25 protein-coding genes and 1 tRNA gene are annotated in these 25,143 nt (G+C 51.4%); 9 read left to right on the forward strand and 17 right to left on the reverse strand.

The window, feature by feature from the left end:
• The 3 genes from ACMGDE_RS13920 to ACMGDE_RS13930 form a co-directional block, all read right to left on the reverse strand.
• Positions 1–315, reverse strand: a complete 315-nt coding sequence (locus ACMGDE_RS13920) for a hypothetical protein (RefSeq protein WP_436833414.1) — start codon at positions 313–315, stop codon at positions 1–3.
• Positions 316–327: 12 nt separating this feature from the next.
• Positions 328–2,910, reverse strand: a complete 2,583-nt coding sequence (locus ACMGDE_RS13925) for a TonB-dependent receptor domain-containing protein (protein WP_436833415.1) — start codon at positions 2,908–2,910, stop codon at positions 328–330.
• A 102-nt stretch (positions 2,911–3,012) separates the two neighbouring features.
• Positions 3,013–4,032: a LacI family DNA-binding transcriptional regulator gene (locus ACMGDE_RS13930; protein ID WP_436833416.1), complete on the reverse strand. Its 1,020-nt coding sequence runs from the start codon at positions 4,030–4,032 to the stop codon at positions 3,013–3,015.
• A 128-nt stretch (positions 4,033–4,160) separates the two neighbouring features.
• Here ACMGDE_RS13930 and ACMGDE_RS13935 point away from each other — a divergent pair, with 128 nt between their 5' ends.
• Positions 4,161–5,660, forward strand: coding sequence for a xylulokinase (locus ACMGDE_RS13935; protein WP_436833417.1), 1,500 nt, complete (start codon positions 4,161–4,163; stop codon positions 5,658–5,660).
• A gap of 16 nt (positions 5,661–5,676) precedes the next feature.
• On the forward strand, positions 5,677–7,008 hold the full coding sequence (gene xylA, locus ACMGDE_RS13940; RefSeq protein ID WP_436833418.1) for a xylose isomerase: 1,332 nt from the start codon (positions 5,677–5,679) through the stop codon (positions 7,006–7,008).
• Here the strand turns inward: xylA and ACMGDE_RS13945 are convergent.
• Positions 7,005–8,255, reverse strand: a complete 1,251-nt coding sequence (locus ACMGDE_RS13945; RefSeq protein ID WP_436833419.1) for an NAD(P)/FAD-dependent oxidoreductase — start codon at positions 8,253–8,255, stop codon at positions 7,005–7,007. The two genes, xylA and ACMGDE_RS13945, sit on opposite strands and share 4 nt — an antisense overlap.
• 96 nt (positions 8,256–8,351) lie before the next feature.
• Between ACMGDE_RS13945 and ACMGDE_RS13950 the strand changes: the two genes are divergently transcribed.
• Positions 8,352–8,921, forward strand: coding sequence for a HEAT-like fold family protein (locus tag ACMGDE_RS13950; RefSeq protein WP_436833420.1), 570 nt, complete (start codon positions 8,352–8,354; stop codon positions 8,919–8,921).
• Here ACMGDE_RS13950 and ACMGDE_RS13955 read toward each other — a convergent pair.
• The 6 genes from ACMGDE_RS13955 to ACMGDE_RS13980 form a co-directional block, all read right to left on the reverse strand.
• On the reverse strand, positions 8,905–9,597 hold the full coding sequence (locus tag ACMGDE_RS13955) for a hypothetical protein (protein ID WP_436833421.1): 693 nt from the start codon (positions 9,595–9,597) through the stop codon (positions 8,905–8,907). The two genes, ACMGDE_RS13950 and ACMGDE_RS13955, sit on opposite strands and share 17 nt — an antisense overlap.
• Positions 9,598–9,631: 34 nt before the next feature.
• Positions 9,632–10,654, reverse strand: a complete 1,023-nt coding sequence (ruvB, locus tag ACMGDE_RS13960) for a Holliday junction branch migration DNA helicase RuvB (RefSeq protein WP_436833422.1) — start codon at positions 10,652–10,654, stop codon at positions 9,632–9,634.
• Between the two features lie 32 nt (positions 10,655–10,686).
• Positions 10,687–11,415, reverse strand: coding sequence for a polyprenol monophosphomannose synthase (locus tag ACMGDE_RS13965; RefSeq protein ID WP_436833423.1), 729 nt, complete (start codon positions 11,413–11,415; stop codon positions 10,687–10,689).
• Between the two features lie 110 nt (positions 11,416–11,525).
• The gene (locus tag ACMGDE_RS13970; RefSeq protein WP_436833424.1) at positions 11,526–13,127 is read right to left on the reverse strand and encodes a peptide MFS transporter; all 1,602 of its coding nucleotides are present in this window, start codon (positions 13,125–13,127) and stop codon (positions 11,526–11,528) included.
• Between the two features lie 111 nt (positions 13,128–13,238).
• Complete coding sequence (locus ACMGDE_RS13975) at positions 13,239–14,054, reverse strand: hypothetical protein (protein WP_436833425.1); 816 nt, start codon at positions 14,052–14,054, stop codon at positions 13,239–13,241.
• A gap of 90 nt (positions 14,055–14,144) precedes the next feature.
• On the reverse strand, positions 14,145–15,323 hold the full coding sequence (locus tag ACMGDE_RS13980; protein ID WP_436833426.1) for an acetyl-CoA C-acyltransferase: 1,179 nt from the start codon (positions 15,321–15,323) through the stop codon (positions 14,145–14,147).
• 401 nt (positions 15,324–15,724) lie between these two features.
• On the opposite strand from ACMGDE_RS13980, the gene ACMGDE_RS13985 reads away from it, so the two are divergent.
• From ACMGDE_RS13985 to ACMGDE_RS14000, 4 genes are read left to right on the forward strand one after another with little or no spacing between them, the layout of a single operon-like run.
• A complete protein-coding gene (locus ACMGDE_RS13985; protein ID WP_436833427.1) occupies positions 15,725–16,642 on the forward strand; it encodes a metal ABC transporter solute-binding protein, Zn/Mn family in 918 nt (305 codons plus the stop codon).
• A 39-nt stretch (positions 16,643–16,681) separates the two neighbouring features.
• Positions 16,682–17,470 carry a metal ABC transporter ATP-binding protein gene (locus ACMGDE_RS13990; RefSeq protein ID WP_436833428.1) on the forward strand — a complete coding sequence of 263 codons (789 nt, stop codon included), beginning with the start codon at positions 16,682–16,684 and terminating at the stop codon, positions 17,468–17,470.
• 14 nt (positions 17,471–17,484) lie between these two features.
• Positions 17,485–18,774 carry a metal ABC transporter permease gene (locus ACMGDE_RS13995; protein WP_436833429.1) on the forward strand — a complete coding sequence of 430 codons (1,290 nt, stop codon included), beginning with the start codon at positions 17,485–17,487 and terminating at the stop codon, positions 18,772–18,774.
• Positions 18,771–19,649 (forward strand): metal ABC transporter permease, encoded by an 879-nt coding sequence (locus ACMGDE_RS14000; RefSeq protein WP_436833430.1) that lies wholly within the window; start codon positions 18,771–18,773, stop codon positions 19,647–19,649. Before ACMGDE_RS13995 ends, ACMGDE_RS14000 begins: the two co-directional genes overlap by 4 nt.
• Positions 19,650–19,661: 12 nt before the next feature.
• Here the strand turns inward: ACMGDE_RS14000 and ACMGDE_RS14005 are convergent, their stop codons facing one another.
• Positions 19,662–20,084: a VOC family protein gene (locus ACMGDE_RS14005; protein ID WP_436833431.1), complete on the reverse strand. Its 423-nt coding sequence runs from the start codon at positions 20,082–20,084 to the stop codon at positions 19,662–19,664.
• A gap of 239 nt (positions 20,085–20,323) precedes the next feature.
• Between ACMGDE_RS14005 and ACMGDE_RS14010 the strand changes: the two genes are divergently transcribed.
• Positions 20,324–20,403: transfer RNA gene (locus tag ACMGDE_RS14010), tRNA-Leu, on the forward strand.
• Between the two features lie 128 nt (positions 20,404–20,531).
• On the opposite strand, the gene ACMGDE_RS14015 is transcribed toward ACMGDE_RS14010, so the two are convergent.
• From ACMGDE_RS14015 to ACMGDE_RS14030, 4 genes are all read right to left on the reverse strand, one after another.
• Entirely contained in the window at positions 20,532–20,963 is a 432-nt protein-coding gene (locus tag ACMGDE_RS14015) for a hypothetical protein (RefSeq protein WP_436833432.1), read from the reverse strand.
• Between the two features lie 109 nt (positions 20,964–21,072).
• Positions 21,073–21,453 carry a hypothetical protein gene (locus tag ACMGDE_RS14020; protein WP_436833433.1) on the reverse strand — a complete coding sequence of 127 codons (381 nt, stop codon included), beginning with the start codon at positions 21,451–21,453 and terminating at the stop codon, positions 21,073–21,075.
• Positions 21,454–21,938: 485 nt separating this feature from the next.
• On the reverse strand, positions 21,939–22,151 hold the full coding sequence (locus ACMGDE_RS14025; RefSeq protein WP_436833434.1) for a DUF8506 family protein: 213 nt from the start codon (positions 22,149–22,151) through the stop codon (positions 21,939–21,941).
• The gene (locus ACMGDE_RS14030) at positions 22,141–22,716 is read right to left on the reverse strand and encodes an ATPase (protein WP_436833435.1); all 576 of its coding nucleotides are present in this window, start codon (positions 22,714–22,716) and stop codon (positions 22,141–22,143) included. Before ACMGDE_RS14030 ends, ACMGDE_RS14025 begins: the two co-directional genes overlap by 11 nt.
• A 112-nt stretch (positions 22,717–22,828) precedes the next feature.
• Between ACMGDE_RS14030 and ACMGDE_RS14035 the strand changes: the two genes are divergently transcribed.
• Positions 22,829–22,945, forward strand: a complete 117-nt coding sequence (locus tag ACMGDE_RS14035; RefSeq protein WP_436833462.1) for a DUF4133 domain-containing protein — start codon at positions 22,829–22,831, stop codon at positions 22,943–22,945.
• A 342-nt stretch (positions 22,946–23,287) separates the two neighbouring features.
• On the opposite strand, the gene ACMGDE_RS14040 is transcribed toward ACMGDE_RS14035, so the two are convergent.
• Both ACMGDE_RS14040 and ACMGDE_RS14045 read right to left on the reverse strand, forming a co-directional pair.
• Positions 23,288–24,166 carry a GNAT family N-acetyltransferase gene (locus ACMGDE_RS14040; RefSeq protein ID WP_436833436.1) on the reverse strand — a complete coding sequence of 293 codons (879 nt, stop codon included), beginning with the start codon at positions 24,164–24,166 and terminating at the stop codon, positions 23,288–23,290.
• A gap of 24 nt (positions 24,167–24,190) precedes the next feature.
• Positions 24,191–25,084, reverse strand: coding sequence for a winged helix-turn-helix domain-containing protein (locus tag ACMGDE_RS14045; RefSeq protein ID WP_436833437.1), 894 nt, complete (start codon positions 25,082–25,084; stop codon positions 24,191–24,193).
• Between the last annotated feature and the right edge of the window lie 59 nt (positions 25,085–25,143).

Below are 25,143 nucleotides of genomic sequence, written 5' to 3' on the forward strand. Positions count from 1 at the left end.
TCAAAACACAATTAATAACAGTACGGCACCTACCAGGTGAAGCGCCACTAACGAAACCTGCCAGGCGCGCCGCCCACATGCCGCCGCAAACAGGATACCCGACAGCGCGGTTGTGTAGGCGCAGAACGCTACGAGCAAGCCGGTTGTCCACCCCATCGCCAGCACCATCAACACTATACCGGCCGCGGCGGCTCCCCAACCCCACCAGAATCTCCGAAGCCACGCTGGACAGTACCTGTCCGAAGGCCAGTACTTCGAGCCGCGATACCCCGAAAGGGCACTGATAAAAAGCAGGTAAGTGGCGATGATGGACATACGGCAATGGCATTAAAACGTATACGCCAGCGACAGCAGAAACTGCCGGGGCATCTGTGGGTTCATGGTGGTCCACCCTACCCAATACTTTTCGTTGGTCAAATTGTTCATCCGGGCAGCAAAGCGGTATTTGCTCCGCTCGAAAAACAACGAGGCATTCCAAAGCGTGTAGGCGGGGAGGAGAAACCGGCCGTCCTGATGGCTGTTGAATGTTAACACTTCGCCGACATAATTGCCTCCGACACCCACACCGAGCCCGCGGATGGCGGTTTCGGGCAAATGGTAGGATACCCACCAATTGGCCATCTGCTCGGCTCCGGCCGAACCGGGCCGCAGGCCTTCCACATCTTCCCCGGCGTCTTCCATCTTGCTGTCATTGTAAGCATAACCCACGACCAGGCTTAAGCCGTCAACGGGTTGCGCTGTGATGTCGGCCTCGATGCCCCGGCTCAACTGGTTGCCCCGCTGGATATTGAAGTTCGGGTCGTCCGGATCGGGGCGTACAATATTCCTGACCTTGATATCATAATAACTCACCGTCGCGACCAACCGGCTATCGAACAGGTCGGACTTCAATCCGGCTTCCCATTGAAAGGCCTGCTCGGGCTTGAATACATTTCCATTCACATCGGCCCCCGTTTGATTGACAAACCCGCTCTGATAGTTGCCAAAGAGGGCCAGCTTGTCCTTGATCGGCTGATAAATCAACCCGAACTTCGGAGAAAGCGCCGTTTGCTCGAACCCGCCATTATACGTACCGGTCAACGGATCGTAGTTACCCCGGTTACTGAAATGATCGACCCGCAGCCCGGCCGAAACGAGCAACTGATCCGTCACGTTCAACACGTCCGATACATAAGCGCTGTAGGTATTTAGCTTGTTATAGCTGGTGTAAAAAATAGCATCCCCCGCCGCGTACGCCGAATCCAGCTTTCCTTTGATCAGGTGCTGGTAGTTGGGCACTTCGCCCGAGGTCTTCACGACATCAAACACACCGGGATAGGGTATCGCTCCGAACAGCAGCCCGTTGAACCGGCTATAGTTATTGTCCACCACCCGGTTGAACCAGTCGAGGCCGACGACCAGGCGGTTGCGCATATCCCCCAACCTGAAATCGCCGACAAAATTCTGCTGCGCTTGCAGGACATTGTCCCGCCCGACCGGCCGCCACGACATCCGCATCATGTAATCGTGTCCGGGATCCCCGATGGTGGGCGGGTTACCGGAGGTCAGACTCGTCACGAGGTTGCCCAGGTAGTTGGGAAGGATGTAAAAATAAGGCGTGTCACCGCCTGAACTGTTGTTGGACGACGCCACCACTGTGGTGGATGTCCATTGCTCGTTGAACCGGTAGTCCATCTGCGCAATGAAATTAGCCACCGAAGTGGTGCCGATGATGTCATTGCCGATATACGACCGCTTGTAGTCCAGCCCGATTTGGTCCGCCCGGTCTGCGCCATAGGCTTCTTTGATGGTCTTCGGAAGGGAGGCCACCAATTGATCAAGGAATCCCGGCGGTAGTTCCAACCCTCCCAATACCGCTGTCAGCGCCGCGTTGACCTGACTGGGCGGCAGCGCGTAGATCACCTGTTTGGTCCCTGCTTGTTTGCTGTTATAAAACTCTCCATCTATCTGGAAAGACAGCTTGTCCGTAGCGTGCAGGGTCAGGCTGGGCGATATGGCCAACCCCTTTGCAAATCCGTAATCCTGGAAGCTGCGCTCCTGCTGGTACGCCGTATTCAGGCGGAATAACACCGAGCCATCGGCCGCCAACGGGACATTCACGTCGGCCGTCAACCGATTCATGCCATAGCTGCCGGTCGTGTAGCCGACTTCGCCCCCGAACGTTTCGTAGGGTTTCTTCGTGACACGGTTCATCACACCGCCATAGCTGGTGAATTGGTTGCCAAACAATGTAGCCGATGGCCCTTTGATCATCTCAATCTGATCGAGGTTATAGGCATCAACGGTATTCGTCATGTTGCCGGCCATCCCGTTGCGCAGACCGGCCCCTGTGATAAAGCCCCGTGACGCAAAATAGGACCCACCATCACCTGCACGACCCGTGGCATCCCAGATCTTCATGATGCCCGGTACGTTCTTCAACCCATCCTCCATGCTCAACGCCACCTGCTGGTCGAGCAATGCCCTGGACACGGTGCTGTATGACTGGGTATTTTCCAGCCGTCCCAACGGCATCTTACCGACATAGGAACTGCTCTTGGCCATGAATTGGTCACGCAGGGCATCAACCGTCACTTCCTCCAGTACCTGTGCCGTTTCGTTTAAGACAAAATCAGCTTCCACCGTGGCACCGGCCATCACGGTAATCGACCTCTCTACGGCCGTCAATCCGATCGAAGAGACGGCGATGGTATACTCGTCCGGGTCAAGCCGCTGGAACTTGAACTCCCCGTCCCGGTCCGAAACCGACTTACGGTTCGTGCCAACTAAGTGGACGGTCACACCGGGTGCGACTCCACCGTCTGCCGTACGGACCCGGCCTGTTATTATTCCCGTTGTTGCGGTTTCTTGGGAAAAGCCATTCGCAACGACTGCGAAGGCCATCAATAGTAATATGTATACTTGCTTCATTATTTAGACTAATTTTAAACAATGCAAAGCAAACAAAAAAATGCCGCAGTTCAAAACATGATCTTAAAATTTTCGAAGAAAACAATTGGCTATTCAGCGGTCTCAACTCCTGCTGGAACTCTCCCGCACCAGTAATTCCGGTTGTAACACGACCTTTTCGGGCTTGTGCTCATAGTAGTCGCCTTTTTTCAGCAGCTTGAGGAATAAGCGGGCAACCTCCTCTCCCATCTCTACGGTACGCTGGTCAACGGTAGAGATGGTGGGGCTTACCAAACTGGTAAACGCTTCATTGGCAAAGCCGACCACTCCTACATCCTCGGGTATGCGCTTTCCCAGGGCTTTCAACTCCTGGACCACCCCCATCGCGGTGAAATCCTCCAAGGTGAATATCGCATCAAAGGCGATGTGATTTGCCAACAGGTCCCGCACGCATTGCCGGCCGAATTCCAGGGAAAAATCCCCTTTGATGATCAGATTTTCATCCACCGGAAGCCCATACTGCTTCAACGCATCGAGGTATCCGCGTAACCGTTCATTGAAAATGTTGATGTTGCGGTATTGATTGATGTGCACGATCCGGCGGTAGCCCGCCCTGATCAGGTGTTCGGTGGCCATGAAGCCGCCGCGGTAGTCGTCGATGGTCACCGAGGGTACGTTGAGCCCCTGCGGCACGCGGTCGAAAAAAGCCAGCGGAATGTTCCGTTCCTTGATTTCACTGTATTCACCATCGCCTTCGGTTTCCAGGGAAATGGACGCGATGATGCCGTCCACACGCGAGCGCAGGAAAGTGTCGATGCCCTTGACTTCCTGTTTGATGGATTCCTGCGACTGATAAAGCAGGATCGTGTATCCGTGTTCGTTCATCACGCCCTCAATGCCGTGCACCACCGAACCGAAGAAACTCACGTCAAAGCGGGGCACCAGCACGCCGATGATCTTGGTCTTGCCGGAACGCAGCGACGAGGCGACTTTATTGGGGCGATACCCCAACCGTTCGGCCGTTTCCCGTACCGCTTGCTTGGTCGCGGTGGCGATGGCAGGGTGGTCGTTGAGTGCGCGGGCAACGGTGGAAAAGGTGATGTTAAGTTCTTTCGCAATATCGAGTATCGTAATTCTTTTCAAGCCAATGGGGTTAATGGTCAGTGGATGTATAGCAATGAAACAAAAGTAATAATAGTGTTTGGAAATTTAAAGGAATACCCTACCTTTATGCCAACGTTAGCATTTCCATAAAACCTAGTTGAATTTTTATGCTATTATTAGGCATCGATATTGGCACATCTTCCATCAAAGTTTCGGTGGTCGACGCGGATACGCAGCTCAGCATCGCGTCCGCTCGCTATCCGGAAGATCATGAAAATAACATCCTCTCGGTCATACCAGGGTGGGCCGAGCAGTCCCCTGACATGTGGTGGGAGCAGGTATCCTTGGCCGTCCGCAGCCTGACGAGCAAGGCTACCTTCGACACCAACGCCATCGGCGCCATCGGGATCGCTTACCAGATGCATGGCTTGGTCGTCGTTGATGTCAATGGCGATGCCCTCCGGAATTCCATCATCTGGTGCGACAGCCGCGCCGTGGAGATCGGCGACCAAGCGTTTGCGAAAATCGGTCCCGAGCATGCACTGGAACATCTGCTCAATTCGCCGGGCAATTTTACGGCCTCCAAGTGGGCTTGGGTCAAGGCCGAGGAACCGGACGTCTACGCCAACGCACATAAAATCATGCTTCCGGGCGACTACATTGCCCTTAAACTGACCGGCGAAGCCACCACCAGCATATCCGCGCTCTCCGAAGGTGTTTTTTGGGACTTCAAAGCCAACCGCATTTCCAGGGATATTATCCAGCACTTCGGGTTTGATGAGTCGATATTCCCCGAAATCAAGCCACTCTTCGGAACACACGGCTCCTTGCGCCGCGAGGTGGCGGCCCAACTGGGGCTTAAACCGGGTATACCGGTAGGCTATAAGGCCGGCGACCAGCCCAACAATGCCTTATCGCTCAATGTACTGCGCCCCGGAGAGGTAGCGGCTACGGCCGGCACATCTGGGGTGATCTATGCGGTAAGCGACGGATTGGTGTACGACCATGCATCGCGGGTAAACACCTTTGCCCACGTAAACTATACGCCGGAGGTACCGCGCACAGGGGTATTGCTCTGCATAAACGGTACCGGTATCCTCAACCGGTGGGTCAAGGAGTATTTCGGACATGGCATCGATTATCAGCAGATGAATGTCTTGGGCAAGGCAGCGAACCCCGGCAGCAACGGACTCAAAATCATGCCGTTCGGCAACGGCGCCGAACGCATCCTCCATAATAAAATGCTGGGGGCGCGGTTCATCGACCTCGATTTCAATGCGCACGGGCGTTCGCAGGTCTTCCGGGCATCGCAGGAAGGCATCGCCTATGCCTTCCGTTACGGACTCGATATCATCCGGGAAAACAACATCCGGCCGGCCATTATCCGAGCGGGACAGGCCAATATGTTCCTCAGCGAGCTTTTTACGGAGATCTTCGTCGACGTCACGGGTGTGCCGGTGGAATTGTATGAAAACGATGGCAGCGTCGGCGCCGCACTGGGTGCAGGCATCGGCTCGGGCATCTTTGCCTCCGCGGACGAAGCGTTCAGCGGGTTGAAGGCGATCAAAACAGTGGAACCGCAAGGTTCCCCCCATTATGAAGAGTTTTACCAGGAATGGAAACAGCTCCTGGAGGATCAACTCGCCAATGAACTTGAAACGAATTAACAATAAATAAAAAAACATGTCAAACGTACTTATCGGCGAAAACGAATATTTCAAAGGTATCGGGAAAATCCAATATGAAGGCCCCGAATCAGACAATCCATTGGCCTACCGTTGGTATGATGCCAGCAAGGTTATCGCAGGCAAAACCATGGAAGAGCACCTCCGCTTTGCGGTGGCTTACTGGCACTCCTTCAACGGTAACGGCGGCGACCCATTCGGCGGGGCCACGTTATTTTTTCCATGGAATACAAGCGATGATGTCATCCAACGGGCAAAGGATAAGATGGATGCGGCATTTGAATTCATCACCAAAATCGGCATGCCGTATTACTGCTTCCACGACGTGGATGTGGTGGACTATGGCGATGACGTAGCCGAAAACGAACGCAGGCTTCAAACACTGGTCGCGTATGCCAAAGAAAAGCAGGCTACCAGCGGCGTGAAACTGCTGTGGGGTACCGCCAACCTGTTTTCGCATAAACGCTATATGAATGGCGCAGCTACCAATCCCGATTTTGCCGTCGTGGCACATGCCGGCGCCCAGATCAAGGCGGCCTTGGATGCGACCATTGCCCTTGGCGGTGAAAACTACGTCTTTTGGGGCGGCCGCGAGGGATACATGACCTTGCTCAATACCGACATGAAACGTGAGCAGGAACACCTCGCCCGCATGTTGCATGTCGCAAAGGATTACGCACGTGCACAGGGCTTCAAGGGCACGTTTTTCATCGAACCCAAACCCTGCGAACCCACCAAACACCAATACGATTACGATGCCGCTACGGTGATCAGTTTTCTGCGCCAGTACGACCTGCTTACCGATTTCAAACTCAACTTGGAGGTCAATCATGCCACACTGGCGGGACATACTTTTCAACATGAGCTGCAAGTAGCGGCCGATGCGGGTTTGCTCGGCTCCATGGATGCCAACCGGGGCGACTACCAAAATGGATGGGATACCGATCAATTTCCGAACAACGTCAATGAGCTCGCCGAATGCATGCTGATCGTCTTGGAGGCCGGGGGATTCGCCGGTGGGGGCATTAATTTCGATGCCAAGGTACGCCGCAATTCCACCGATCGCGCCGACTTATTTTATGCGCACATCGGCGGGGCCGACACCTTTGCCCGTGCCCTGATCGCGGCAGACAACATCCTCCAAAAGTCCGACTACCGAAAACTGCGTGCTGAGCGCTACGCTTCTTTCGAATCCGGAAAAGGCAAGGAATTTGAAAATGGCCAACTGGGACTTGCCGACCTCCGCGACATCGCTGCGGCATCGGGTGAACCGGATACCATCAGCGGCAAACAGGAATTATTTGAGAATATCGTGAACCGGTATATTTAGCGCTCAAACCCGAACAGGTTTTCCCGTTCATCTTTGATGCCGGTCAACTTGTTTTTGACCAGCTGCGCGGCAATCATGCTGAAGGTGATGCCGTTACCGCCATAGCCCAAGGCAAAGAGCATGCGCTGCCTACCCGGCCAAGCACCGATAAACGGCAAGCCATCCTTGGTGGCACTGAAGGTGCCGCACCAAGCCATATCCGTCACAAAAGGCAATTCCGGATAGATCTTCCGGAATTGCTTTTCTAACCGGCTTGTTTTCCAACGCAATAGCCTGTCCCGTCGTTCCGGATTTCTAAATTTGACATCTTCTCCACCGATCATCATGCGGTTGTCCGAAGTCGTGCGCAGATAACAATAAGGTTTTTTCGTCTCCCAGATCAGGCTGCGCTCCGGCCACAGCTGGGAATCGTCCACCGGCTGGGAGACCAACACGTAGGTCGAATGCAGGTCCATCACCCGATGAGGCAGGAATTTCCCCGCCTCAAACCCCGTGGCGATGACTACATATTTACACCGGATGCGCAACCCGTCTCCCGTCAACAAGGTGTACCCGTTCCTTCGCGCTTCACACGCCACAATGTCCGTATGGGTAAAGAGCGAAAGTTCATCTTTCCCGAGATGGTGGTTGAGCAGCCCGGTCGCCGCTCGGTAACAATCCATTTGCGCGGCTTCCGCGTTCTTCAACGCACCGTGACCGTCAATATGATGAGCCGCGAGGAGTGCCTCCTGATCCAACAAGTCCACCGGCAGCTGATGTTTCCTACGGACATCGTATTCCCGTTCCACTACTTGAAGTCCGCGTTTATCACTGGCCAGGTAGATGCTGGACACCCGTTTAAAATCAGGATTGACACCAGCATCCTTAAACACCTTTTCAATGTCGGTGATCGCCTGCAAACTGGCATGATAAGCCTTCACAGCCCTGTCCGTCCCGATCATTTCCATCATTTCAGACAAGGGTATGTCTAATTCATACTGGAGTTGCGAACTGCTCGCCGCCGTGCTCCCCGTGGCGGCGGTCCGCTTATCCACGATGGCGCAGGGGATACCCGCCGAAGATAATTCGTGGGCGACCAGTGTTCCCGTAATGCCCGACCCGATAATCGCCACATCAATCGTATAATGCGTCCTTAGCGGGTTGAAATAATTGAATAGCTCGTTTTTGACAATCCAATAAGGAAGGCCCGAATGCAGGTCCATATCGTATATTTCTCGATAAACAACCAAAAGCTCCAGATGTTTCATGCAAAAACACGCTTGGTATCGTATATTTACGGCCACAAATTGGTCACGCTAAAAACTGCATAACCATGTCGTTCCAAGGACATCTCGAAACCATCAATGGACAAACAGGCGCTCATTAACGGGTTGACCAGCCTGACGAAAACGACAATACCGAGTTTCATGACGATGGATGAAACGCCTGTCGCCACCGTGGCCTTGCTCCACGAAATCACCTACTGTAAAACCGACGATTCGCTGGCCTTTCGGGCGGCCTGGGTGCTGGAATACGTCGTAGCTCATCACCCCGATCAATTTTTACCGATATTCGACGACTTCATCACACGGCTGCCCGAACAAGAAAACCCAAGCTGCCAACGCCATTTCACGAAAATACTGATGTACATCACCGACCCCAAAACAGCGGGTGCCTATCGAGATGCATGGGAGAAGGTCGACCGGCCATGCGTCGTCGAGACCGTTTTCGGGTGGCTGATCGATGCGGAAACGCCGGTCGCCGTGCAGGTCAATTGCATGGATATCCTATTCAACATGAGTAGGGAGTTCGATTGGATCACAGAAGAACTGGAGCAGCAGATCAGGTTTCTGATGCGCGGGGGTTCGGCCGCGGTACAGAGCCGGGGACGGAAATTGCTGAACAAGCTGAAGAAGATCAAAAACGCAAGTTGACCCCTATCGTCAGCAAACTGTAGGCGTCATTGTGCTCATTCGCATCGGTGGCGGCATTATACCGGTCGACCTTATCATCAAGGGCGAAATTCGCCTGCGCATTCACCACCAAATTCCACACATACGAATCCAGGAGATTGGGGTGTAGGTTGTGGAGCGGCAGCTCCAGCCCCAAGTTGGTACTGACGAGGTAACTGATACCCATATTATTATTTTGCTCAAACGAACCCGTCCTGATCAATTGCAGGTTATACAACGCTCCAATACCGGCTCCAGCATACACGCTCTCCAGTGCCCGTATGCCCCAGGATTTTCGGTACTCGATGCGTCTCAGGTGATCGTCCTGGAAGAATTTGATGGGTTGAAAGCCAGCTCCAAGAATCGCTCCGTGGTAGAGATTTTCGGTTTCCATGCTGCCTCCCGACCTGAGCAGTCCCTCCTGTAATTCCAAGCCAATGCTCAATCCATGCGTGATGAAGTAATTGCCCCGAAGGTAACCTCCTATCCCGATCTTCCGGTCATCGGAATCTCCGTAGAGCAGGGTCGGGCCTGCGCCCACCGTGGCCGAATACCGGAAATATGGAATGGGTGATTCATTTCCCGATTGGGCGTTTGAAAACAACGGAAGCAGGAAAAGGCAGCATGCAAGGCTGTTGACGAGGTAGTTTCTTTTCATATCTTTTTTTGCAGCAAAAATAGGACCATGCCGATTAGAACAAGGTATTTCCTTTTGGATAAGTGGTCTTACCCAGGTGCTTGTAAGCCAGTTCCGTGCATTCCCTCCCGCGGGATGTACGCATCAAATACCCCTCTTGAATCAAAAACGGCTCATAGACTTCCTCAATGGTGCCTTCATCCTCCCCTACCGCCGTGGCGATCGTCTTCAAGCCTACTGGTCCGCCTTTAAATTTGTCGATGATGGTGAGCAGGATACGGTTGTCCATCTCGTCCAGTCCGTGTTCGTCTACATTCAATGCATTCAATGCATACTGGGCGATGGGCGTATCGATCGTTCCGTCGCCTTTGATCTGCGCAAAATCACGCGTACGCCGCAGCAGGGCGTTCGCGATCCGCGGTGTGCCGCGGCTCCGCCGGGCGATTTCGTAGGCACCCTCTTCGGTGATCGGCGTACGGAGGATGCTGGCCGACCGGAGCACGATGGTCGTCAGCAATTTTGCATCGTAATAGGCCAACCGGGCATTGATACCGAACCGTGCCCGGAGCGGGGCCGTCAGCAAGCCCGAACGCGTAGTGGCGCCGATCAACGTAAACGGATTGAGGTTGATCTGCACCGAACGCGCATTGGGACCTGTCTCCAGCATGATGTCTATCCGGAAATCCTCCATGGCCGAATACAAATACTCCTCTACCAATGGGCTGAGCCGATGGATCTCATCAATGAAGAGGACATCGCCCCCCTCCAAGTTGGTCAAGAGCCCCGCCAGATCACCCGGCTTATCCAATACCGGTCCGGACGTGATCTTGATCCCCACCCCCATCTCATTCGCAATAATGTGCGACAGCGTAGTCTTCCCCAGGCCGGGAGGGCCATGGAGCAGTACATGGTCCAGCGCCTCCCCTCGGAACCTAGCCGCCTGTACGAATATCTTCAGGTTATCAAGGATCTTCTGCTGGCCCGTAAAATCCTCAAACGCCTGCGGCCGAAGCACCTTCTCCAGCTCGCGCTCCGCATTCGACAGCTTATCGGGGTTTGGATCCAAATGCTCGTTCATTTTTTTTGCTTAGACATTAGATAACAGACCCATCACCGATCATACTTCCTAAACCAGCTACTGATCTTCATCTGCACCACACCGAAGAACGCCTCACGGAAGATGCGCGTACTCATTTTCGACACCCCTTCCGTACGGTCCGTAAAGATAATGGGCACTTCCATCACCTTAAATCCATACTTAATGGCCGTAAATTTCATTTCAATTTGAAAGGCATATCCCACAAACCGAATGCGCTCGAGCGGGATGGTTTCCAATACGCGGCGCCGGTAGCATACAAAACCAGCCGTGGCATCCCGAATCGCTATTCCCGTGACCAACCGCACGTACCACGACGCGAAATAGGACATCAACACCCTGCTCATCGGCCAATTGACCACATTGACGCCCTTGATGTAGCGCGACCCGATGGCCATGTCCGCACCGGCAATACACGCATCGCGAAGCCGGGGCAGGTCATCGGGGTTATGCGAAAAATCGGCATCCATTTCGAAAATGTAGGCATAATCGCGCGCCACGCACCAACGGAACCCATGAATGTATGCCGTACCCAGTCCAGATTTCCCCGCCCGCTCTTCCAGAAATAGCCGCTCGGGAAATTCCGCTTGCAAGCGTTTGACGATCGCCCCGGTACCATCGGGCGAGCTATCGTCTACCACCAATATGTGAAAACCATCAACAAGCGAAAATACGTTGCGGATAAGCTTTTCAATATTTTCTTTTTCGTTGTATGTAGGGATGATGACGATGCTATCTGACACTGCCGATTCCAATTTGATGGGTAAAGGTAAGGATTATCAGTAAAAGGTGAACACAAAAATGCCGTTACAACGGCAAGCGCTGCAACGGTATGTGTTATCTTTCACGCAGGTTAATGAATACCGTGCATCATACGCTTCAACAGCGGCGAAAAAATAATCAAAATTATACCGGCGAGGCCCGGCACCATGGCGAAAATCAGGAAAAAAGTAGACATCGAATATGTTTCGCTGATGCGGTCGATGAAGCTCCCCGACATACCGGCCAACCAGTTGGCCACCGCAGTACAGGCAAACCAGACCCCAAAGATCAGTCCCACCAGTTTCTTGGGAGACAGCTTGCTCATGTAAGACAACCCTACCGGCGAAACACACAGCTCGCCGGACGTGTGGAAGAAATAAGCCAGGATCAACCAGATCATGCTCACCTGGGCAGTTGCAGCCCCCTGCGGGATATCCCTGCTTCCATAGGCCAACGCCGCGAATCCGATACCCAGCAGAATCAACCCCAAGGCAAACTTAATAGGTCCGATGGGGTTGTACACGCGTTCCCACAACCTGCTGAAGAACGTCGCCAGGGAAATAATGAAAAACGCATTGAGCATCTGGAACCACGAAGCCGGCACCTCCGTCTGCAAGGCGGTGAACTCACGCTGCACTTTCCAGATACCGATGCCCCAAATGATCAGGAAGCTCAGGGCTGTAAAGATAATGGTCGCCGGATAGGCGCGGAAGATGCGCTTAGCCAAGGCAAAGACCACCCCGGATACGATGAGCAGCGGGAAAATGGTCACCGCGGCATCGACCCATTTGAAGGTGACCGCCGCACTGCCCGCCAAGGCGCGCTGCGTATAATCCCGACCGAAAATGTTCATGGAGCCTCCCGCCTGCTCAAAGGCCATCCAAAAGAAGATGCTTGACAAGGAGAGTACGACAATAACGATCAACCGATCCCGCACGACGTTACCGGGCACCTGTTTTTCGGCGGCCTCCTCCTGTTTTACCGTACTCGCTACCGCGTCATCGCGCCGCAGCGCATCCTTCGGACTCAAGCCCAACACACCAAAGATGCGCTGTCCATAATAAAACTGCAGGGCACCGAAAAACATGAAGATGCCCGCTAAGCCAAAGCCATAATGCCAGCCCACTTTCTCGCCGATGTAGCCGCAAAGCAGCATCCCAAGGAACGAACCCGCATTGATACCCATGTAGAATATGGTATAAGCGGCATCCTTCTTCTTGCTGTTATCCGGATAGAGCTGACCGACAATGGATGAAATATTCGGTTTGAAGAGCCCGTTGCCCAGGATGATCAACGCCAATCCGAGGTAAAAAAACGAACTTCCCACGCCTTCAAATGCCAGGGAAGCGTGCCCCAGTGTCATGATGATCCCGCCCCAAATGACGGCTTTGCGCTGGCCGATGATCCGGTCGGCGATCAGGCCGCCCAAGAGCGGCGTGAGGTAGACGAGTCCGGTATACCATCCATAGAGTTCGAGTGCATCTTCACGCGACCACTGCCAGCCACCACTTGCCAGTTCGGACACCAAAAAAAGCGTGAGCAAAGCCCGCATGCCATAGTAGCTGAACCGCTCCCACATCTCCGAGAAAAAGAGGACAAACAATCCAACGGGGTGCGCGAACACCCGTTTGGTATTTGCGCCATGTTCGGTAAGATGTTTATTTAATTGTTCTTCTTCTTGTAATTGTTCCATTAGATTTTAGGTTATCTTGATGAAAAAAACGTCTAGCACGTGCAAATAAAACAAACTTTTCGGGATTTCACCTTGAATGTAACCAAAATAATTCGTCTACTAATCCGGTCTTCATTGTATGGAAATACCGCTCTTTGGATGGCTAAAAGGTTTTTGAGGGTCATTAAACCGGTCGTCGTTCGGGCTCGGCAAATTCATCAAGGGGATATCCGGCACCAGCACCAGCTGTCCATCTTTCAATTGCCAGGCATCATAGGTCATATCCGGCCCGTATCGGTCGACATGGCCTTCATCCGAGGCATCAGGCGGCGCCAAGTGGTCAAGGACAATCCGGTTTTCCGCCGAATCATAGTCCATATACATCGTCGCATTCCTGCTGAATCGATAGATCATACGGGTGTGCTGTCCGGTACTGTCACCGACAAAGACCGGTTTGCCCAAGCGCGCGCCGCGGTCGGTCACCTCGAGCACTTCAATCACCTTCTGCGTGAGCTGCGGATTATGTCCTTTCCAGCCCAAGAGGAGATAATTGCCCTGAAACGGAATGATGCGGTAATACTGAGCGCCGTACCACGTATCCGCGGCGGTCACCGCCGTTTCCGGTGACTGGATGTCATAGGTCTTATCCAGCAAGGGGTACATCCGGAGGCTTCCATCCGGCGTATTCAGCTGGATGGCGCCATAGTAGAGATAGGATCCATCATTCAATTCAATGTGCCAAGAAAATATTCGGAACCGATCGTCTGGCGACTTCAATATCGAAACCATATCAAGGGAGTCGAACGGAAAAGAATAGGAACGCGGTGTCTTCAATGCAGCCACCAGTGTTTTGACAAATGAAAAGTTCGCCTTCAGCCGCTCCGGCTCACTCGGCTCGTTATACATGATATGGCCAAGCTTGGCGAGGCTGTCTTGCAGTCCATTCATTTCGCTATTCCCACCGGGTTGACTAAAGGCAGGTATACTACCAAAACCCAACCAGCTGATTATTAAATAAAAGGTCTTCAATCCCATATTTTAGATCCGTTCCACCACCAATGCACTTGCGCCGCCTCCGCCATTGCAGATGCCGGCTACGCCGATGCGGCCATTATTTTGTGCCAATACCGACAGCAAGGTGACCACGATGCGCGCACCCGAGGCACCCAGCGGATGACCAAGCGATACGGCTCCGCCATTGACATTTACCCGGTCGGCCGACAAGCCCAACATCCGGTTATTCGCAATGGACACCACCGAAAACGCTTCGTTGATTTCATAGAAATCTACCTCCTCTGCGCCAATACCCGCCTGCTGCAGCGCCCGGGGAATGGCCTTGGCTGGTGCTGTGGTAAACCATTCGGGAGCCTGCTGGGCATCTGCATATCCCCGGATGCGCGCCAATGGCTGCAATCCCAACGCCCGGAGCTGAGCCTCTCCGACCAGCACCAGCGCCGCTGCCCCATCGTTGAGCGTGGAAGCATTGGCAGCGGTAACCGTGCCGTCCTTTTTGAATACGGGTTTCAACCCGGGGATCTTATCAAATTTCACTGCATGGATCTCTTCATCTTCACTGACGACGGTCACCGTCCCCTTCCTGTCCGTAATCTCCATCGGAATGAGCTCATCCCCGAACTTCCCCGCTTGCTGGGCGGCCTGCGCCCGCTGGTATGATTCCACGGCATAGGCGTCCTGCTCTTCGCGACTGATACCGCATTCCGCGGCACAAAGCTCCGCCGCCGAACCCATGTGGAAGTCGTTGTACACATCCCACAATCCGTCTTTCACGAGGCCGTCGGTCACCCGACCGTGCCCCAGCCGGTAGCCGGTCCGTGCGTTATCCAGGTAATACGGCACATTGCTCATGCTCTCCATGCCGCCGGCAACGATGATGTCGTTTGCGCCGAGGGCGATCGCCTGCGCCGCCAACATGATGGATTTGGCCCCCGACGCACACACCTTATTCACCGTTGTCGCAGGAATATCAGGCAATCCGGCGAACTTCGCCGCCTGGGTCGCCGGAGCCTGACCGAGATTAGCCGGCAGCACATTGCCAAAATACACCTCCTGTATCTCATCGGGAGGAAGCCCCGCACGCTGTACCGCCTCTTTGATCGCAATGCCGCCCAACTGGGTCGCCGACAGTGCCGACAAGCTACCGCCGAAACTACCGATGGGTGTCCGTACAGCCGAAACGATATAGACCTCTTGCACCATTTTCTTGATTGATTGCTAGGCTAAGGTACAACTTATCGGGCATAGGTAAAACAGGGATACTAAATTCCCCCGAATGGCTGGCCACTGTTTACCCACTAATTATTATCTTAAATTTATTTTATTACCATATCAATTTTATGCTTTATCGTCTTTCTATCGTAAACTTATCGTAAATTTATCGTCTTTAGCACGATAAAAAGATAATAGATTTACTATTTAAATACGATATTTAGTTGGTTTCAAATAAAATTAATATTGTATTCTTATCATGTTAAGTACAAAGCCATTGTCAATCCATTAACCATCCCATGGCGAAAATGGTCTCTATCGTCCCGTTTTCAATGCGTTTAAAATAACCATCAAAAAATGTTAGATTAATCTAAAATTTGTATTTTTGTGCCATGCATAAACTCGGTTACGGCTTATTTTTCATCATGTGGACATGGGGATGCCTGTCTTGCCGACCCCAGGCGCAAGATCCTACGCCGGGTAAACCCTATATCCTGGCAACGACGGGGATGGTCGCCGACATGCTCCAGCACATCGCCGGGGATTCTGCAAGGGTGGAGGCATTGATGCGCTCGGGAGTGGATCCGCATCTTTACAAGGCCAGCCAGGGGGATCTGCGGAAAATACTGGACGCTGATTATTTATTTTACAATGGCCTGCACCTCGAGGGGAAATTAACCGGTATTTTTACCAAACAGCAGCGGATAAAACCTGTCGTCGGGGTGGGCGATGGCCTGCCGGGATTGATCACGGTGAACGAGGGCATTCATGACCCGCACATTTGGTTTGATGTGTCGCTGTGGAAGGCGGCGACGGAACATGCTGTCAACCAATTGGCACAGCTTGACAGCGGCAATGCCGCTTACTACCGGGCGAACGCCGATGCATACATGCTGCAATTGGATTCGCTGGATGCGTGGATACGCACGCAGATCGGCACCATCCCCCCAAACAAACGTGTGCTGATCACCGCCCACGACGCCTTCAGCTATTTCGGCCGGGCATACGGTATCGAGGTAAAGGGGCTGCAGGGCATTTCCACGCTGTCGGAATTCGGTTTGCAAGATGTATCCGCATTGGTCGATTACATCATCACGCGTCAAATTCCGGCGGTATTCGTCGAACATTCGGTATCTGACCGTTCCTTAAAGGCGGTGTTGGCAGGCGTACACCAGCGCGGGGGTACGGTACAGATCGGGGGAAACCTTTTTTCGGATGCCATGGGAGCCCCAGGCACCCCTGAAGGGAATTATATCGGCATGGTGAAATATAATGTAAATACGATAGTAAAGGCATTGAATGGAAGGTGATCGGTGACCGGTGGCTGGTGATCAGTAAGAATTAACGTGATGATTATACATACACAAGAACCCATATTGGAAGTACACGACCTGACGGTTAGCTATTCGCGCAAACCGGTGCTTTGGGACGTAGACTTCACGCTGCCCTCGGGCTGCATCGCGGGGATCGTAGGACCGAACGGTGCCGGTAAGTCTACGCTACTCAAAAGCATCATGGGGTTGATCCCTCCGTCGAGTGGTTATGCCAAGCTTTTCGACCGGCCCTTGGAGGAAGTACGGCACCGGGTGAGTTACGTGCCGCAACGCGAATCTGTCGACTGGGATTTTCCGGTTTCGGTATTGGATGTGGTATTGATGGGACGCTACGGCAAAGTGGGACTGCTGCGCAACACCGGTGCCCATGACCGGGCGGTAGCGCTTGATAGCCTGGATAAGGTGGGGATGTCCGCGTTTGCCAAAAGACAGATCTCCCAATTGTCCGGCGGGCAACAGCAACGGGTTTTCCTGGCCAGGGCATTGGCACAGGAGGCCGATATCTATTTCATGGACGAGCCCTTTGCCGGTGTGGATGCCGCTACGGAGCAGGCCATCATCAAGCTGCTACGGGAGATGGCTTCGACCAAGAAAACCATCGTCGTCGTGCACCACGACCTCCAGTCGGCACGTACGTACTTCGATTGGATGATTCTGCTGAATATGCACCTCGTGGCTTCGGGACCAACAGACCAGGTGTTTACCGAGGAACTGATACAGCAAGCTTACGGTGGCAGGCTCAGCCTATTGTCTCAGGTAGGCGATGTCTTGGAAAAACGCGCCTTCCCCAGCCGGGAAAGCTAAGGCAGGAGGACAACATGCAGAGCTTAATCGACTTCCTTTCGTTTTCGGACCCCAATGTGCGGTATGTGGTATTGGGCAACGTGTTGCTGTCCGCCAGTGCGGCGATGGTAGGCGCTTTTATCTTGCTCCAGAAAAAAGCATTGGTGGGCGATGCGGTATCGCATGCTGTCTTGCCCGGTATTTGTGCCGCATTTCTGTTTTCCGGCAGCAAGAACACGGCACTCATGCTTGCTGGCGCATTTATCACCGGTTGGCTCGCGTTGATCGCCATCGATTACATCACGGCAAGATCCAAGATCAAGAAAGATGCCGCCATTGGCTTGGTGCTATCGGTTTTCTTCGGTGCCGGTATGGTGATGATGACCTACATCCAACAATCGGGTAATGCCGCCCAAAGCGGACTGGACCATTTTATCTTCGGCAACGCCGCCGCGCTTGTAGGGGCGGATTTATGGATTTTCAGTATCCTCGCCGCCGTGCTGCTCCTTGTCGTAGGACTGTTTTTCAAGGCATTTGCGTTGATTGCTTTTGACAGGTCCTACGCACAGGCATTGGGCTATCCCGTGCACAGACTTGACTTGCTGTTGACCAGCCTCACGGTGCTGGCGGTCGTCACGGGCATCACCGCGGTAGGCGTGGTGCTGATGGCGGCTATGCTCATCACGCCAGCTGCCGCAGCGCGGTATTGGACCGACAGTATTAGGCGTATGGTGGGAATCGCCGTGGCTTTCGGCATATTCGCCGGTTTGGCTGGTGCTTATATTTCCTACACCGCCCCCTCCATGCCCACCGGCCCGTGGATGGTGGTGGTCTCCTCCGTCATTGCGTTTTTCTCCTTTTTCTTTGCGCCCCGGAAAGGAATCGTGCCCAAGATGTACACCCAATACCAAAACCAACGGGTGATCGCGGAAGAGAATACGTTGAAAATGTTTTATCACCTTGGCGAGCAGGACAGCCACTTTGACGGGCTGCGGGATTTGAGTGAACTGACGCGCACCCGCGAAGTGGACAAAACACTGCTAAAAACGGCATTGCAACGATTGGTGGCGAAAACCTTGCTGGAGAATCGCCACCAGCAGTGGAAACTCACGGACGCAGGGTACCGAAAAGCCGCGCGGGTGGTACGCTTGCATCGCTTATGGGAATTGTACCTGACCCGGTATATGGATATTGCCAAAGATCACGTACACGACGACGCCGAGACAATCGAACACATTCTCACGCCTGAATTGGAGCGCGAGCTTGAACACCAATTGGGGTATCCGGATAAGGACCCGCATAACACCGAAATACCGAAGATATGATTGCTTTTTGGATTATCCTGACCGGCACGTTGGTTGCAGTTACCTGTGGACTGCTAGGTTGTTTTTTGATTCTCCGCAAAATGAGCATGGTGGGCGATGCGATCAGCCATGCGGTGCTGCCGGGTATCGTCATTGCCTTTCTGCTCAGCGGCAGTCGCGATACACTCCCCATGCTGCTAGGCGCAGGCGCTACGGGTATGCTGGCCACCTTCCTGATTGAGTATTTTCATCGACGCGCCAACCTGCAGACCGATGCCGCCATCGGTGTCACGTTCACCTTTCTCTTTGCAGTGGGTATTATCCTCATCAGCGCCTTCGCAGGCAAGGTAGACCTCGACCAGGACTGCGTGCTGTATGGCGAAATCGCGTATGTGCCGATCGATCTGTGGGTGATGGGCGATGGGACCGTCATGGGACCAAGACCGGTTTACATCCTAACGGCGGTGCTGTTCATCGTGGCGCTGTTCATCAAGCTCGCCTACAAAGAATTGAAGCTAACCTCCTTCGATCCTGCTTTTGCCTCAGCCCTCGGCATTTCCACCGCCCTGTGGCATTACCTGCTGATGGCCGCCGTGTCACTCGCAACCGTGAGTTCGTTTGAATCCGTAGGTGCCATACTGGTCATTGCATTCCTGATCGGTCCGCCAGCCACCGCCTATCTCCTTACCCAAGACCTAAAGCGCATGCTGGCTATCACCGTGCTGCTGGGCGTGTTCATCTCCTTCGCGGGTTATTGGGCAGCTTACTGGCTGAATGCCTCCATCGCGGGGTGCATGGCCGTGGTGACGGGTCTGTGTTTCACTGCCGTATTTGCCGTTCAGCGCCTGAGCCAACGGAAAAACGGCCCTGCCGTGCCTTTGGAGACCACCGGTTAGGGCCGACTCCCGTTACTGCGCCTTGCTGGGGAAATTGATCATCCAACACACACCGAACTTGTCGACGAACGAACCGAAGTAATCGCCCCAGAACATGTCTTCCATGGGCATTTCGATGTTGCCGCCTGCAGACAACTCATTGAACAGCCGATCGGCCTCTTCCCTACTGTCCGGCGTGATCGAGATGTAGTTGTTATTGCCCACATGCAGCACATGCCCCGCCGAGGGCAAGCAATCCGACGCCATCAGGTGCTGTCCATCGCCGATTGAAACGGACACGTGCATAGCGCGGCCCTTCTCGTCGTCCGGCAGGTTTTCTGAACCCGGCGTTTCGCCCATCCGTTGGATGAAAAATTCGCCGCCAAAAATCCCATGGTAAAAGCGGAACGCTTCCTCGGCGTTGCCGTCAAAATTCAAATAAGGATTGAGTTTCATGATGTTTATTGTTTTTGCGTGAAGTTTCCTTACAAAGGTAGTGTATCCAACAACAGTCCGTGGTGGCAAATGCGCCATGTTGGAGGGGCGAATGTGACAATTTGCCCCAGCCTGATAACTCCAGTGAGTGATGCTACCTGCCGGTTAGTCAACAATAGGAATTTTGAAAAACATTTTGCGGAATACGGATTAATGGATACATTTGCATCCCCGAACGGGGAAACGTTCATTGCAATCATGCCCAGGTGGCGGAATTGGTAGACGCGCTAGTCTCAAACACTAGTGGGAAACCGTGCCGGTTCGATCCCGGCCCTGGGTACGAAACCCTCTTTACAGGCTGTAAAGAGGGTTTTCTGTTTTTTTGGCTATTGCAATATGGCATTATTGCTTATGAAGGCACTTTTTCGGTTCGCTCTCCGGTTTTGATACCTCTCTCAATAGCTTATATCAAGTTATCCTAATGTACCATGGTGCGAACGGCCAATGATGCCTATTTGGAAACGATTCGTGTGTGGAATGAGTTGACAGATAAGCACTCGTATCCCGAGAAGCAGGATTCATGATGCTATCCCTATCACTTTTACGAAGACAATCATCTTGGATTTCAGTAAACGGGTCAAACCAGTCCGCTTTCTTTTTCGCCCATTCTAGCCAACCCTGAAATTCAGGATTGGCTTTATCTTTTTCCGTCGCTTTCGATTCAACCTCCGCAATATACTGCCTGATTAATTTAGCTTCGTTCCACCTTTGTGATTCAAGCATAAGTCCACGAAATGCTTTAAGCTCAATCGATCGTCTTTTTTCTTGTTCACGCTCTAACCGTTCCTTTTCTTCCCTTTTAATTTTGTCATTCTCTCGATGAATGCGTTCTTCTTCCAATTGCTTTCCCAATATTTCCAACCTTGCAATCAAAGAGGGAATTGTTCCTCAATTTTCAGTTTTCCATCATTGCAATTTATCGTTCTCCATATATCCTTGAATCGGAAACTTAAACTTCCGGTCGGAGAAAATCATACATACCCAACGAATTCATCTCTTCACTCCGCTTTGTTGATTCCTTTAATTTCATCTCCAATTTCTCACCCGAAATGACAACATAGCTTTTCCAATTTTCAACCAAAAACCTATGCCCTCGCTTGTTCATGGTTTTGATAAACGTGTCCATCAAAATCAATGTTCTATCTACTTGTTCGGGAGAAACATTTATATCCAAGCAATCACCGCCTGAATACAACAAGCCATTGTCGTGGTGTTTTTTCAGCTTGGACATCAAGGATTTTTGTGCTTTTGCAATCAATGGGCTTGGATTGATCAATTGTTTAGGAATTATTAAATCCTGCTTATGCTCGTATTCAATGGTCCTTTGCAATATTTTCTGACGCGAAATTCCCGTTTCGTTTCTTTCATCCCCATCTACACGTAAAGAAAGTGTTATTCTTTTTCTCCTTCATATTCAGTCGTGAGGGGAAATCTCTTTATTTCCTTTCCGTGTTTTAGCTTACTCCAATGACCGGATTTAGGTAATGGGATCTCCATCCTTAAGCAAATTTTTCGCAAACCGACGTCCGAAATATTGTATTGCTTGGAAAGTTGTAGTAAAGGAACTGACCAAACCAAATCATAAAGTCCCTGCCTAGTGAACGTAGTTTTTTCCATGATTACATCTATAATATGACGATAATATACAATCTGTCATAAAACCCGTCAAAATTCACGCTATGTTAGCGACCCAAAATGCCTACATACAAAAACAAAGAATCAATTTTAGGAATATTATTCTTTAGAAAGGCAGCGTACCCACACCATGGATTTCACAGAATAAAAAATAGCTCTTTGATGCCGCAGGATACCTACTTATTCAGTAACGTCTTGCTCGGGTAAGGTTTTCAACAGTTCCTTAGCAGAAACTTCTTTGACTTCACCATCAATTTTCACTACGAGGCTACCACCTTTCATAGCGGTTTCCTCGGCAAGTTTACGCAATGCCTTCTGCACGCCGTAAAGCACCCGATCCGAAAAGGAAGCATGAGGTGGAAATGCGGATGTATTGCTATTGTCAAGTGCCATTGCGCAGTCGTTGTATAACACCCCAAATTTCGTCATTAAAGATTACTTTTCCAAATCCGTCATTTTGAGCGATGATTTCCGGAACCAAATCCATATTATCCACGATCATCCATTTATCGCAATGCGGAATATACAAGTGCACCAAATTGTAAAGCCCCCGGAAGTACCGCCTCGTCACCACATCATCAGGGATGTGGTGGCCTCCCCCTGATACCCGCATGGCCACCCGTTTTATGGCCTGAACCGGTGAATCCAGCCAAAAAAACACAAGGATAACACTGTATCCTTTTTCCTTAGCCCCTCTAATCAACGACACATAGCTTCGCGTGGCTAAGGTGGTTTCAAAGGCAAAGTCTACTCCTTCTTCCAACAATTCGTGAATACGTCCAAGCATAATCCGGCCCGCTTCCAGCGCCACGCTTTCGGGATTGAAAGGAGAAAGGCCTGCCGCAATGTTGTCTGCGTTCACAAACTCTTTGCAATCCAATATTTCCGGCAATATGGTATAACTGGCGGTAGTCTTCCCTGCCCCATTGCAGCCCGCTATGATGTAAAGATTCGGCATGAGGGCTGTAAGTTACAATATAGGTCGGAAAGCTGCAATGCCTCGATAAAGTCGAAAGACCAAAACCATCATTTTCAGTCAACGGGTATTGCTGCTCATCAGCTTTGCGGCCTTGTACATCTGCGACTTAAGCCAGCTCATTATCCTGCCGGTCATATTCGGCTTGGGTACAGAGCTGTTCTTTGCCGTATTCCGCCTCAGCGGCAAATACGGCGAGCATGGCCTTTGAGCGCATCCTGAAAGACAGTAGTTTTATCACGCTTCGCAGGCTGACCGATGACGAAATGGCCGGAACCTACAACCGTCCCGGTATCATCGAAAAATATTTCTTCCTGTAAAAAAGGGTGAGAAAACCATCCGTGATGTACATATCGAAGATGAGATGCGTATCGATAAGGCGCATTGCAAGCTGTACCCTTTCAGATGCGGAAGATTATTTAATGTGCTTTATTGATCGGAAACGTTGTTTTTTTTGATTCGATCTCCTGCTTTGATACTCCTCAAAATATATATATCCCTATAAAGCCTTTCGTCTTACCAACCCGCAGCATTTAGTACAACTTGCCTATGATTAGAGCCTACCAAACAGCATGTGGCCGCAAACACGCATACCGGCTTTTAGCAATGTCGCTTTTGAAGCCTTATTACTTATATTACAGCGTGCCGAAGGAATCCTGTTCAAGCGATACGCTTCCTTTTTCAGTTCCTGTGTGATAAAACTGCCCAATCCCTTTCGCCGGTGCCCTGCCTTCACTTCGTAGTAGATATCGATATAAGGATAGTTATAGCTCCGCACATAACCACCACTGGCCACCACCTCACCGTGTTGCTCTAATACATACTCCGAATCGGTATTGTCTTGGGTTTCACTTTTCCGAAAGATCGCACCATCAACCTTAAATTCTGTCTGAAAGCAATCTTCAAATAAAATTGCCTCTGCATTGATGTCTTTAGCATAATCAAACAGCAGGTTAACCAAAAACGTGTCGTTGCTTTGACAATTGAAAAACAGGGCATCCGATTCCTTTAAAAACTCGGGAAATATCTTGTCGGCCAAATGCCGGAACGGTTTTAACAGGTAAAATTCAAAAACCGTATCTCTGTTTTCCCGATCGTCTTTTCCCCATAAGGCCCCATGACCAACGGGCGATCCCGCCACAGTAAAAAGATAAGCATCGGCCCAACCAGCGCCGTGGCATTTATCATATACAAACTGGAAAGGTATTTCCGCAAGCAATAGCTTCCGCAACTCCTCAATTTCAGCTTGTGTTGTCTTGGTGATTTCGAGTTGCATAACCCAGACTTTAAGTGAGTGGTTTAAAATTGTAAATGTAGCCAGCTGCAATGTTAATATAGTATAACTGGCGGTGGTCTTTCCCGCCCCCCCTTGCAGTCTGTTATGACTTAAAGATTCAACATGAGAGGCGTAAGTTACAATATAGGCCGACAAGTTGCAAGCGCCTGGAGATGCTGCTTAAGAGCTAATTTCTAGCTTATATCCTTTGCCGCGTATAACAACGATGTTGATATTGGGATCAACTTCCAGTTTTTTTCTAAGTTTTGATATGAACATATCCAGGCTACGGCCTACAACAACACCTTCGTCTTCCCATATCTCTTTTTGAAGCCTACTTCTCTCAATCGTCTCGTTGGGAGACAACGCAAAAATGAGCAGTATACGCGTTTCAGTACCGGTTAAGTCTATCGTCTTTCCATTTATGATGAGCTTACGAGTCTTCGCGTCGAACAATACTGTACCTAACGTGAACAAACTGGTATGCTGACCGTCAGGTACATCTCTCCGCGGCTTAACGGATCTCAAAAAAAGAAAACCAACAAATGCTAAAAAGGGCAGGCTGCCCAGCAGATATCCATTCTTCGCTGCATTTATTCTTGTCGGTTCGAATTTGATGTTGATCATGTAACATGCCATGGGTTGCTCTCTTCCTATGCATGCTACAATATCATCTTTTTTATTTTTGGATATCGCGTATCCGTAGGCTACACTGGAGTTGCCACAATTCAGCACGTTAACAACATAATCACGTGCGAGCGGGTCTTTGGCCAACAAACGCCGGGTAGTATTCACCAGGGAGTCCGGTTGAAAAGTAAGATCATTCTCAAACCTGATTTGGTATTCATTTTTTGCGATCTTTTCTACCGGGAGTACCCTTGATGTACTATCGCCCGACTGCAAGAGTAGTTCATGTCCGATCCTGCGAAGCAAAACTTCCCTCCTGGCGATCTCAAAGTCGTCTTCACTTCCATCCATACTGAAAGCCACGGAGATTACAGAGATAAACAGGAGTAGTATCAATCCGAACAGGTATTTGCGTTTTCCGGCGGGGAGATTTTGACTAACATGCATAATGTCAAGTTTTTATTTACAAAGTTTACATTTTTATTTACAATCCTGCTTCCTCGGAT

The sequence above is a fragment of the Parapedobacter brassicae genome, from assembly GCF_051400755.1.
In the GTDB taxonomy this organism is placed as follows: domain Bacteria; phylum Bacteroidota; class Bacteroidia; order Sphingobacteriales; family Sphingobacteriaceae; genus Parapedobacter.